Below are 10,871 nucleotides of genomic sequence, written 5' to 3' on the forward strand. Positions count from 1 at the left end.
TATTGTCCAAAAAATTAATCATCTTATCAATTTTAACACTTCATTGGTAATTACCGACTTAACTTCGATGCAGAATAATCATGGATGAATGCAGTTAGTCTTTTCAATGTATCTGGGCTAACAGAAGGGAAGACTCCATGTCCCAGATTAAAAATATATCCATCTTGTGCCATACCTTGGTCTAAAATGGCTTTTGCTCTTTCTTCAATAACCTCCCAAGGAGCGAGCAAAATGGCAGGGTCTAAATTCCCTTGAACCGTTTTATGAATCCCTAATTCTCTCGCCTGCTGAATCGGCATACGCCAATCCAATCCAACTACATCGAGCGGAAGGTCATTCCATTCCAATGCTAGATGACTTGCGCCCACACCAAACATAATAAGCGGCACATTTTCTTCCTTAAGGGAGGCGAAAATTCGGTTCATAATTGGCTTTATAAAAGTTCGATAATCTTCAACATTGAGGGCTCCAACCCATGAGTCAAAAATCTGAATCGCTCTTGCCCCTGCATTGATTTGAGCTTTTACGTATGTAACAATCATATCGCCAAGCTTTTCCATTAAGGCAAACCAAGCCTTTGGTTCTGCATACATGAAGGCTTTGGTTTTGTTATAGTTTTTTGAAGGACCCCCTTCAATCATATAACTGGCGAGTGTAAATGGCGCACCAGAAAAGCCAATTAATGGAACACTCAACTGTTCCTGTGTTAATAGTTTAATGGTTTCTAGTACATAGGGAACATCGTCCTCCGGAGAGATTTCCCCTAGTTTTTCCACATCCGCTAAGGATTGAATGGGATTTGAGATGACTGGACCAATTCCGCCTTTAATCTCAACGTCCACTCCTAATGCTGGCAGCGGCGTCATAATGTCTTTATAAAGGATCGCGGCATCCACATTATAATTCTCAACAGGAAGGCGAGTCACATAAGCACATAGCTCCGGTTGATGGGTAATCTCAAATAAGGAATATTTCTCTTTAATTTCTCTATACTCAGGCTGTGAGCGTCCGGCTTGTCTCATATACCAAACTGGAACATAATCCGTCTTCTCTCCTCTTGCAGCTTTTAAAAATGTCTCGTTGATTACTTTTGACATTTACGAAAATCCCCTTTCAAAACATGTCTGTTTTCCATTGTAATATATATAGAAGTAAAATAAAACTTCACTGCAGTGCAGTCTTGTAATGATTACACTCTTCACTATATCCATTATTCCTATTGGTGTATAGATAACTAGTATAAGTGTCAAAAAATAGTCGTTTTTACGTTTCACAAGTGGTTTCAGGGGTAGTAGAAATATGTAAGCATGCAAAAAATGATTTTAGTATAAACTAATCCGTAATGAAACTTAAGCTGGAGTGATGTAAATGAACATTTATATGACAGTTGGCACATATGATTTTTTAAAAAGTATTGAAAAAAAGTATCCCAGTGAAACCATGATTACGATGACAGGTGGAAATGGCGCCTTATTACTGCATGAAACAAATGGAAAAACTGTTTTTCAGGAACCGAGAATTTATGAGGTATTTGAATCAGCGGGGAATATTCAAAATGGGAGCATGGTCATCCTAAGCAATTATCCGGTAACGGATGAAGGACGCCCATTATTTGAGCATTATTTTAAGAAAAAAGCGCAATCGATTGAAAACGAACAAGGATTTATCGCGATTCGTGCCCTTCGACCGAAAGACTCCAATACATACGCAATTTTAACTGTTTGGGAAAACGAAATGTCCTTTCATAGCTGGCAGAATACCTTATCCATTTCCACGCAAGAAGGAGAAGCGGCAGGGGAAAATGGAATCGATACCCTTCCACATATATTTGATAGTGAACCATATATTAGTCAATATTCAATCCCAAAATAGGAACATTGGAATGGAGCACGTCTCCGTTCCATTTCTTTTGTTAAAAAGCTTAATCCCTAAAATTTTTCTTACGCCTCCTCTCACCACTTTGGTGTTTTTTCATATTCTGTAATACATCTAAGGGCGAATGACCTATTCGCCTTTGGGTGAATGAAAGGAGGTTAGTACTATGCTAGTAGAGCTCACAGCTCTCCATTGGATATATGTTGTCTTTATTGCTTTGATCATTGGTTTTATGGTGATGAGAAGAGATACCACACTTGTCTGTATCGCTGGGATTTTCTTAATTGCGATTACGGCCACTGGATCATTAAGTGCTTCTGTTAGCAGTATTTTTAACAGTTTTGCTTATGCCATAACAGAGCTTTTATCTACTATTTTAGTTATTTCGATAATAGTTGGAATGAGTAAGACCTTAACAGACACCGGAATTAACGATGTTATGATATCCCCTTTTACAAAATTAATCCGAAACCCTACTCTTGCTTATTGGACTATTGGTATTTTGATGATGATTATTTCATGGTTTTTCTGGCCTTCTCCGGCTGTCGCTTTATTAGGCGCTGTACTCCTTCCTGTTGCGATTCGGGCCGGACTTCCAGCGCTTGCCGTAGCGATGGCAATGAACCTGTTTGGTCATGGGATTGCTCTATCAGGAGACTTTGTTATTCAAGCTGCACCGAAATTAACCTCTGATGCCGCCGGACTCCCCATTCAAGATGTAATTGATGCAAGTATTCCCTTAGTATTTGTCATGGGGCTTGTAACAACCTTAACGGCTTTATACTTTATTAAAAGGGATATGAAACGAGGCACACTTACACTCAACTCTTCCGTTGTAGATGAATCTAATACGGAAACCTCTGAAAAACCAACCCTTTTATCCACTGCCCAAAAACGCTTTTTTGCCATCTTAGTTCCCCTTCTTTTTGCAGCTGACGTGGCAGCTATGTCACTCCTTAAATTGCAGGGCGGTGATGCAACCGCTTTAATTGGCGGTACCTCCATCCTTATCTTGCTATTAATCACAATGACAGGTCATAAGGGAAAGGGTTTGGAACAAACAACACAATATTTAATAGAAGGATTTCAGTTTGGCTTTAAGGTGTTTGGACCGGTAATCCCCATCGCAGCTTTCTTCTATTTGGGCGACGCTGGATTTACCAAAATCATCGGAGACTTTTTACCAAAAGGCTCGCAGGGTATTGTCAATGATCTTGGTATAGCATTAGCCAATATCGTGCCGTTAAGTAAAGCTGTTGGCGCTGTTACCTTGACAACCGTGGGTGCAATCACGGGATTGGATGGTTCAGGATTCTCAGGAATTTCCCTTGCTGGGTCTGTTGCCCATTCATTTGCTTTTTGAGGCTATTGAATTTGGGACATGTCCATTAATCTACAAAATAAAAACACTCAGGGTTTAATTCCGCACCGAGTGTTTTATTTTCTTCATATTTAATTAATAGTCATGCTAAAATTCTTGAAATTCCTCTTTAGTTACTATCCTGTCTGAAAAAGTTTTCAATTGATATGCAATTAATAAGCATTTTCCCTATTTAAATTCCAATAAAAGCTTCTTATTTCCTGTGTTTTCTACTATGTTGATAAGATGCAAGTTAAAATTTCCCTGTTAAAATCAATTTATGAAAAAAACATGGAGGGGATTGAAATGCAATATCCCTCAACTATCCCTTTGCCGTACTGCTAAAACCTCAATAATAGCAGTTCCTATCCCTTTGCCGTACTTTACTACTTGTCCAAATAATTTATTGGCTAGTTTTTAATAGCTTCATAACATTACTATAATAAAAACCACCATAAAAATTTACAATGGTAACTTTACTATTAATTATCCTAAAAAATAGCTTGTACACATTGAATACAAAAAAATATAAAGTTTCTATTCTTTGGATAATTTCCTTCAAGGTAGGACCCTTTAGCCATTAATGAAACGGAAAAAACATTACCTTTAAAATTGAAATATTCCCTTTGCACATAAAATTGCGTGTTTCAATTTCACACGCAATTTTATGTGTCATTTTATACTTTTACTCCCGAAAATGGAACCCAAAACGCTTACGACCTAAGTGGCTTTGGTTTTATATTCTTCATTTTTTATCAGTAAACGTGCTAAGAAGTTATAAAATTCTTCTTTAGAAATAGATTTATCTGAAAAGGAAATTCGAACATGCTTTATTTCTTTTTGTAGTTTCATTATTCCCCCCTCCTCTTTATCTATAAATCTATGAATATACGAGATTGTCCCATTCCGATGAACAGTTAAGATAATTTTCGTTTTAAAAAAAGTGACTATCCTAAATACATTAAAAAAAGCTCAATAATCAATTTATATATATGGGTTGTCATGTATGGTGGAATAAAAAAAAACCTTTTGATACAAGCATTCACTTGTAATTAAAGGCTTTTTTGTATGATACCTATTCTAAATACCCAACCAATAGGATTTTTCTAATAATCATTTCATTAAGAAACAAATTTTTAGTTGTATCTTTTTAATATATGCATATTTCTTCGATAGTTTTTTCATTTGTTAAAGATTAATTAGGGAAGATTTGTTATTTGTCTTCAAATCGTATTGACTTATTATTACCTTTTCTCCCCTAAATGAATTTTGATAACTTATTTTAATTGACATCTTAGGTTCACTTATTTTTTTAATGAAAGGTCGGGTCATACTTGGAGTATACGAAGGGTAAAGATCTGCTTCTGTAAATCCAACTTTACTCCAAAATGATGCTGCTTTTAGATCCTGTGCCTTCAATATCATTATCTCAAATCCCCAATTCTTATCTTCTATAAAATCAATTAATTGGTTAATAACTTTTGTACCTAAACCTTTTCTTTTTGGATGCATTACAAAATCAACAATTTCCACTGTTGGATTAATAATTTCTATATCCGCAGCCCCAAATGTTTCTACGCTTGGATCATATACATAGAGGATAAGCCGAATGGAAGAACCTATACCATGTCCATTAAAAGAAATTGTCCACCTCTCCTTATCGCTATTATTTACATACACCTCAATTGGATAACCTAAGATAATTTCAAGTTTCTTACCCAGTTCATCAAACAAAGATGGGCACAAATTTTTTAAAATGTAGGTAAGTTTAGGTTGATAGTACATTTCACTCCAAAAAAAATGTGTTTTTCTATTCATATACTTCCCCCTATGGATTTTACTTTGAACAATATAAGGACGGAACCAACTAAATAAATCACCCCTTCGTCATAAAATGAACCCAAAGAACTGAATAATATATCCAATAGACAAAAAAGCATAGTCTGACGTATATAGCCCTCCCTTGTCATATTTACTAATCGATATGAAATAAATGATGAAAAAAACACTCCAAATTGGAGTGTTTTTCAATTATTTTCTCTGCCTTTATTTATTCTGATTTTTTTATCTTTTAATTCCATTGCCTGTTTTAAAGCTTCAAATATATGAGTATTTTCATAAGCAGAAAGTTCTGTAAAGTCTCCCTAATTTTCTCATTGAACTAAAACCAATTTCAGTTTAATATTATTTGAATTTAAACTTTATTGCACTTATTTAAGAGGTGTTGGAATAGTGAATTGGTTTGAATACCTTACCATCATTGAGGAACTTGGTCGGCTATTTGAAGAATATTATAGGTGTGAGGATAATAATATTCGTGAGCAAATATATGGAGAAATTAAACGATTAGGAACTTTATTAGTGGAAAATCGCAATCTTCCTTTTTCACTCTTGAATAGTGATTCCTTACTTTAATAAAATTACGAAAGTAATCGCCTAAGCCGTCCCCCATCTTTAACTCTTGCACCCGTTAGTGTAAGTACAATTCTTCACAATGTTACCAAAAAAGCATTACTCTACGATGAAGTAATGCCAATGGTAATTTATTAGATTACAAAATTTTTTTCATTCTTAATACGGGCTGTCCTTTATTCTCTTCCCTTAATTTGACCATTCCCGAATTAGTATATAATTGAATTGCCCTTTGGTTGGTTGAGGATACCCGTAAATGGTACTCAGAAACATTCATATCCCTGAAAAAGTTTTCTGCATTCGTAATTAAATCTTTTCCAAGTCCTTTTCCACGATAATCAGATAACAAATAAATTAGATTTATATATCCAATCTGTGTTCCACAATAATCAACGATACCAAGTCCTATTTGTCCTATTGGAGTATTATCTTCTTCAACAATTAACTGACCACTAGGGCATTTATTAACCCTTTCTTCCATTCGGTTTATATATCCTATTTCATCAAAACCTTCATCTGTACCAAAACTGTGGATATAAGTGTCCTTCCTAAACTTAATAAGTAAATCCTTGTCTTTCTCAATGTCTATTATACGAAAATTCATTTCTTACTCCTCTTTTATTAATTTCCTTCATATAAACTAAAATGCCTATAATAAAATATTCAGTAAAAAAGTCCAAAATCCGCTTAAGCTAACCTGCCCCGTTACTTGAATAAGAAAAAGCGACCCTTCGTTATGGAAGAATCGCAGTCCAGAAATTCATGGATTTAATGGTCGTATAGATATAAGACAAACTCCAAAAACCCCCCCTACCGTTACGAAAAAATTGGTTTCAGCCATGGAACAAGCAACTGATTTACCTAAAATTCTTGATTATAATGACCCTAGAACTCCCATTTGACCTTTTAACCGCTGGCAATTATATCAAAAACCTAATGGGTTCTTCCACCGCATTTTTATCTTCAGATATTATGACTCCTAATGGAATTGGGGTAAATGGGCGTAAACTAAGGGTATTATACAAAACAACAGCTCTTCGTATTTTATTTAGGGGGAAAACGGCTAATGGAGTTGAACTCCTTAAAGAGGGCAAAAGGATTCAAGCCTTTGCCCGAAAAAAGGTTATTATATCAGCAGGCATAAACAGTGCTCAGCTTCTAATGTTATCTGGAATTGGACCATCACAAGACCTAAAACAGGCAGGAATTAAAGTAATTTTTGATAATCCAAATGTAGGAAAATATTTAACGAATCATACGTTAAACACAGCTACATTTACAATGAATCAAAAGGATCTTCCTGAGCTTGAAAAAGACCCGTTTGCACTATACACAGGAGGGGCCTTTTTACCAAATCCTCTTTCTGGAAAAAAGAATCAACGCCGTGCTGTCCAACTGATTGGCATTGTATCTGAAGGGAATTTAAATATTGCCATTTTATTTTTACAACCTAAAAGTCGAGGGTCTATCAAAATACAAAATAACGATCCCCCAAAAATTGTTCTTGCAGATGAAGGATTCCTTGATAACGAATCTGATTTGGAAAGCGTCAAAGTCATTTATCGAACTTATATTAAACATATCGCAGAAAGCCTTTCAAAAATTGATTCAACATACCAACTGGTAAGTCCAACAATTGAAATAATTAATGATGACGAACAACTTGAAGACTTCATTAAAGAAAACTTTGGGCATAATCACCATCAACAAAGCTCATTACGGATGGCACCATTAAATTTGGGTGGTGTAGTTGATTCTTTTGGGAGAGTACATGGGTTCAATAATTTAATTGTTGCGGATGCAAAGATAATCCCCTTTACTGTTGATGGCAACACATCTGCCGCTGCATTCCTAATTGGATATACGATAGCGAAACATTTAATACAGGAAGGCGATCGTTAAGATTGGGCAAAAGTTCTTGGTGAAACGAAAATTAAATAACCAACCTGTCAATCGATAGGTTGGTTTGTGTATTTTTTATTTGACATTCTATTTATTACCAGGAGCTGGTTGGTCAACACCCTTAATATGGTGTCGATGTCCATCGTCTTCTGTTGTGTGAAAATCATAGTAATGGACATGCATTCCATTTCCAACAGGAATAGCTGGACCTGAATATGCCTTATAATGATGAGTATGCCCGTTTTCAAAGACAACATATCCCTCAGTATAATGAATATGGTTGCCATCCTGCGTTTGAATTGGAGGAGATGTAACATCTAAACACTGATGAACATGGTCTGCCTCCACTGAAGTATAATCAACTGAACCATGATTGTGGTGCGGAACAAACCCATTTACAAAATCATCTTTTCCTACCTTTGCCACTGCCTCCACCCCTTATATTTCCTCCTATAATGGATTTTTAATGTTATTAATCACGGATTATCCAACTCAGAGACCTTTAACCTCATGATAAAGATGTTTTTATATGATTCCCCCAACTTTATTACACATGATATTTGTTAAATTATTAAAATATGTCCATTAAATAAGTAAAAAAATACCTTTTTCCATTGCCCACCCGTTACTTTCAGTACAATTCTTCACAATCTTGTAACTATAATAAAAAAAGAGCTGCCACCGCAACTCGATTTTTAATTCAAGCACCAATCCTTTATTAACCCAACATGTACATCCTTTAACTTTTGATCTAGATTATCGGGTACCACCTGTAAGATGCGCGTCAAACATATCAATGATCTCAAGGAACCTATCGGCTTCCCGAAAAACATGATCTGCTAATAGAGGATGAATAATACTCTTTATTTTACATTGTTCAATTAAATCACGGGCTGTTTTCTTGAAGTCCCTAAGAGATGCGACCGACACCCGATTTTGATCAAGGAATTGATCTAAAAGAGGCACTGTTTGAGATTGTGGTTTCATAGATTCTAAGTCCTTTGCTTGATACAGCAATTGATCAAAATCATTGCTGAAATTCCGTGCTACATCAACAAGTTTCCTTTCGGACGGATCAAGGAGATGCCCAATAAATTTGGCGTGATCTGCCATAATCCTTAAGAAGAAGACATTTTCTTTAATAATGGCATCTGGAAGCGATTGTAATTTTCCTTCGTTTAATTCAATTAATCGTTTTCTAAAATAATTAGCTTCCCTACTTATATGGTCAACTAATAGTGGGAAATTATTTGCCCCTGGCAATTTGCATGTGAGAATTAGTCCTAATACTTTCCGTTTAAATACGAAAATATTAGTTGCAGCTTGCTGTACTTCTGAATTAAACCTTCTTATTTGTTCGGGGTCTGTTTGATTATTAAAGGAATGTGCAGTTTGTTCGATTTGTTCAAATAAGCGATAAAATTGATTAGCCTCTTGAATTAATTGAGTATCTTCTGCTCTAAAACCCAATCGAAGAAATAAAGAATGTTCTTTCATAATCCTAGCCCAAAAACGAATTTCATTTATAGAGCGCTCAACAAACAATGTAGATGTAACACCAGTATCAGCATGCAAAGATATATCATCCCCGTGCATTCTATAACCTCCCTGAAAATACTCCTTTTGCTCTATTCATATTTAAATAGTCAATTGAATATGCCTTAAAGCAAAAGTTCCGTTTTACTTTGAAAATTATGAAATAAAGAGGACTTTATCTTTGTTCTGCCTAAATACTATCGTTAAAAACTTTGGTTCCCACATTAATCTTATGGAACTAAACTGTAATGTTAGCTCAATAAGTCAAAATGTAGCTCTGATTCTCAACTTTTGCACTCGTTAGTGGAACAACGGAAGTACTCAAAGCTTATGATTTATTAAATAAAATGTAATTTATGTAAGAAGAAGAAAATCCCAAACTTTTCTTCTTCAAGAAAGGAGGCGGAACACACCTGAGGTGCAGCAGGCGAATTCGGTCTATATAACATATGCCAAATATGACTTTATGGGCAGGGCTTGGTTAAGCGCCCACCCCCTTTTTGGTGTTATTACATATTTTATAAGTAACAGGTGAAAGGAGGTTCTGTATATGTCTGATGGTGTAGCTTTCGCAGGTGGTGGCTTTGCGTTAATCGTTGTATTGTTCATCCTTTTAATTATTGTAGGAACTGCCTTTGTTGGTGGTTGTGGTTTTGTTTAAAAAATAACCTATTCCTTATTGAAAGGAGGATTTAATATGGATGGTTACGGTTTCGGTGGCTGCGGTGGATTCGGTGGCTACGGTGGTGGTGGTTGCCCTGGATTTGGCTACGGTGGTGGCTTTTGCGGAGGCAATCCATTCGTTTTAATTGTAGTATTGTTCATCCTGTTAATTATCGTTGGAGCAGCTTGTTTTTACTAATTTAAATTCTCGAAAAAAGTCTTATAAAAAAAGACTTTTTTCTTTTTGTGTAATCTGTTTAATAAATACAAAAAAATCAGCCCTTGTCCATTACATTTCAATATCTTGTACATATATTATGATTACCACCAGCGAGCCAGACATATTACATTACCTTCTCGGATATAAAGAACGTCTGCCTATAAAGCAGACGTTTCTTTGCATTTATAGGCAAATCGTATATTTTTCCTTCTCAATATGATGTTTGTCCAAGCGATTCTTGTCTTTTAAAATATGATACATAGTGAAAGTTTTATTTTAGACATTCTAACAGGTGGTGATAAGTATGTTTGGATACGGCTCGGAGGCTGCGGTTTTGGCTACGGGGGTGGCTTTTACGGAGGTAGCACTTTCGTTTTAATCGTAGTATTGTTCGTTCTTTTAATTATTGTTGGTACTTCTTTTATTGTTTAATAAACCAATACACGTTCTAGCGGAATGAATCATTAAGGCTGGGGGTGTAATAAATGGACGGAGTAAGAAATAGTTTTGCGTTAATCGTAGTATTGTTCATCCTTCTAATCATCGTTGGTACAGCATTTGTGTTCTACTAATAATAAGATGGATGGAGCAGGAAGAAGGCCCTTTATCGGGCCTTTTCGATTATCGTAAATTTTTGAGCGTTTTGTTGGTGGATCCCTATAAAGATCCTAGATGGGCTATTTTTTTTCTTGGCTCAGTTAAAGAATGACCCAATTAAAAAGACCTTTAGAGGTCTTTTTTGTATGTCTTCTTAAAGTAGTCGAGTAGAAGGGAGCCTTTCTACCTTGCGGTAGATTGTACTCCTCCCCCCTCACAGAACCGTGCTTGCGCTATTAACGCACACGGCTCCTCCTAGTCATCATTTACAAAATATAGCTAATTTCTTTTCTTAAGTCGTATATA

14 protein-coding genes are annotated in these 10,871 nt (G+C 35.6%); 8 read left to right on the top strand and 6 right to left on the bottom strand.

Annotation, left to right across the window (positions count from 1 at the left end; translation table 11 throughout):
- Positions 1-50: 50 nt before the first annotated feature.
- Positions 51-1,097, bottom strand: coding sequence for a uroporphyrinogen decarboxylase (gene hemE, locus E2K98_RS26565; RefSeq protein WP_133339498.1), 1,047 nt, complete (start codon positions 1,095-1,097; stop codon positions 51-53).
- Positions 1,098-1,368: 271 nt separating this feature from the next.
- On the opposite strand from hemE, the gene E2K98_RS26570 reads away from it, so the two are divergent.
- Together E2K98_RS26570 and E2K98_RS26575 are read left to right on the top strand one after the other, a co-directional pair.
- Positions 1,369-1,872, top strand: a complete 504-nt coding sequence (locus E2K98_RS26570; RefSeq protein WP_133339500.1) for an antibiotic biosynthesis monooxygenase family protein — start codon at positions 1,369-1,371, stop codon at positions 1,870-1,872.
- 169 nt (positions 1,873-2,041) lie between these two features.
- A complete protein-coding gene (locus E2K98_RS26575; protein ID WP_235824939.1) occupies positions 2,042-3,238 on the top strand; it encodes a hypothetical protein in 1,197 nt (398 codons plus the stop codon).
- A gap of 717 nt (positions 3,239-3,955) precedes the next feature.
- Here the strand turns inward: E2K98_RS26575 and E2K98_RS32150 are convergent.
- Positions 3,956-4,087 carry a hypothetical protein gene (locus E2K98_RS32150; protein WP_268884142.1) on the bottom strand — a complete coding sequence of 44 codons (132 nt, stop codon included), beginning with the start codon at positions 4,085-4,087 and terminating at the stop codon, positions 3,956-3,958.
- A 336-nt stretch (positions 4,088-4,423) separates the two neighbouring features.
- Positions 4,424-5,053, bottom strand: a complete 630-nt coding sequence (locus E2K98_RS26580) for a GNAT family N-acetyltransferase (protein WP_133339502.1) — start codon at positions 5,051-5,053, stop codon at positions 4,424-4,426.
- Between the two features lie 414 nt (positions 5,054-5,467).
- On the opposite strand from E2K98_RS26580, the gene E2K98_RS26585 reads away from it, so the two are divergent.
- Positions 5,468-5,650, top strand: coding sequence for a hypothetical protein (locus E2K98_RS26585; protein WP_133339504.1), 183 nt, complete (start codon positions 5,468-5,470; stop codon positions 5,648-5,650).
- Between the two features lie 136 nt (positions 5,651-5,786).
- Here the strand turns inward: E2K98_RS26585 and E2K98_RS26590 are convergent, their stop codons facing one another.
- Positions 5,787-6,251, bottom strand: a complete 465-nt coding sequence (locus E2K98_RS26590) for a GNAT family N-acetyltransferase (protein ID WP_133339506.1) — start codon at positions 6,249-6,251, stop codon at positions 5,787-5,789.
- Positions 6,252-6,526: 275 nt separating this feature from the next.
- On the opposite strand from E2K98_RS26590, the gene E2K98_RS26595 reads away from it, so the two are divergent.
- Complete coding sequence (locus E2K98_RS26595; RefSeq protein ID WP_372512610.1) at positions 6,527-7,549, top strand: GMC oxidoreductase; 1,023 nt, start codon at positions 6,527-6,529, stop codon at positions 7,547-7,549.
- Positions 7,550-7,636: 87 nt separating this feature from the next.
- Here E2K98_RS26595 and E2K98_RS26600 read toward each other — a convergent pair whose 3' ends face one another.
- Together E2K98_RS26600 and E2K98_RS26605 are read right to left on the bottom strand one after the other, a co-directional pair.
- Positions 7,637-7,975, bottom strand: a complete 339-nt coding sequence (locus tag E2K98_RS26600) for a YmaF family protein (protein WP_133339508.1) — start codon at positions 7,973-7,975, stop codon at positions 7,637-7,639.
- A 330-nt stretch (positions 7,976-8,305) separates the two neighbouring features.
- Positions 8,306-9,145, bottom strand: a complete 840-nt coding sequence (locus tag E2K98_RS26605; protein ID WP_133339510.1) for a DUF2935 domain-containing protein — start codon at positions 9,143-9,145, stop codon at positions 8,306-8,308.
- Positions 9,146-9,635: 490 nt separating this feature from the next.
- On the opposite strand from E2K98_RS26605, the gene E2K98_RS26610 reads away from it, so the two are divergent.
- From E2K98_RS26610 to E2K98_RS26625, 4 genes are all read left to right on the top strand, one after another.
- Positions 9,636-9,746, top strand: coding sequence for a YjcZ family sporulation protein (locus E2K98_RS26610; protein ID WP_133339512.1), 111 nt, complete (start codon positions 9,636-9,638; stop codon positions 9,744-9,746).
- Positions 9,747-9,782: 36 nt separating this feature from the next.
- Positions 9,783-9,947, top strand: a complete 165-nt coding sequence (locus E2K98_RS32450) for a YjcZ family sporulation protein (protein ID WP_133339514.1) — start codon at positions 9,783-9,785, stop codon at positions 9,945-9,947.
- A gap of 333 nt (positions 9,948-10,280) precedes the next feature.
- A complete protein-coding gene (locus E2K98_RS26620) occupies positions 10,281-10,400 on the top strand; it encodes a YjcZ family sporulation protein (protein ID WP_235824940.1) in 120 nt (39 codons plus the stop codon).
- Between the two features lie 53 nt (positions 10,401-10,453).
- Positions 10,454-10,540: a YjcZ family sporulation protein gene (locus tag E2K98_RS26625; RefSeq protein ID WP_133339518.1), complete on the top strand. Its 87-nt coding sequence runs from the start codon at positions 10,454-10,456 to the stop codon at positions 10,538-10,540.
- The last annotated feature ends 331 nt before the right edge of the window (positions 10,541-10,871 follow it).

The sequence above is a fragment of the Bacillus salipaludis genome (assembly GCF_004358205.1).

Excerpts from the sequence above, each read along its gene's own strand:
- E2K98_RS26575 (WP_235824939.1), top strand. The coding sequence starts at position 2,042 with ATGCTAGTAGAGCTCACAGCTCTCCATTGGATATATGTTGTCTTTATT.
- E2K98_RS26590 (WP_133339506.1), bottom strand. The coding sequence starts at position 6,251 with ATGAATTTTCGTATAATAGACATTGAGAAAGACAAGGATTTACTTATT.
- hemE (WP_133339498.1), bottom strand. The coding sequence starts at position 1,097 with ATGTCAAAAGTAATCAACGAGACATTTTTAAAAGCTGCAAGAGGAGAG.
- E2K98_RS32450 (WP_133339514.1), top strand. The coding sequence starts at position 9,783 with ATGGATGGTTACGGTTTCGGTGGCTGCGGTGGATTCGGTGGCTACGGT.
- E2K98_RS26570 (WP_133339500.1), top strand. The coding sequence starts at position 1,369 with ATGAACATTTATATGACAGTTGGCACATATGATTTTTTAAAAAGTATT.
- E2K98_RS26605 (WP_133339510.1), bottom strand. The coding sequence starts at position 9,145 with ATGCACGGGGATGATATATCTTTGCATGCTGATACTGGTGTTACATCT.
- E2K98_RS26625 (WP_133339518.1), top strand. The coding sequence starts at position 10,454 with ATGGACGGAGTAAGAAATAGTTTTGCGTTAATCGTAGTATTGTTCATC.
- E2K98_RS26580 (WP_133339502.1), bottom strand. The coding sequence starts at position 5,053 with ATGAATAGAAAAACACATTTTTTTTGGAGTGAAATGTACTATCAACCT.
- E2K98_RS26595 (WP_372512610.1), top strand. The coding sequence starts at position 6,527 with ATGACCCTAGAACTCCCATTTGACCTTTTAACCGCTGGCAATTATATC.
- E2K98_RS26610 (WP_133339512.1), top strand. The coding sequence starts at position 9,636 with ATGTCTGATGGTGTAGCTTTCGCAGGTGGTGGCTTTGCGTTAATCGTT.
- E2K98_RS32150 (WP_268884142.1), bottom strand. The coding sequence starts at position 4,087 with ATGAAACTACAAAAAGAAATAAAGCATGTTCGAATTTCCTTTTCAGAT.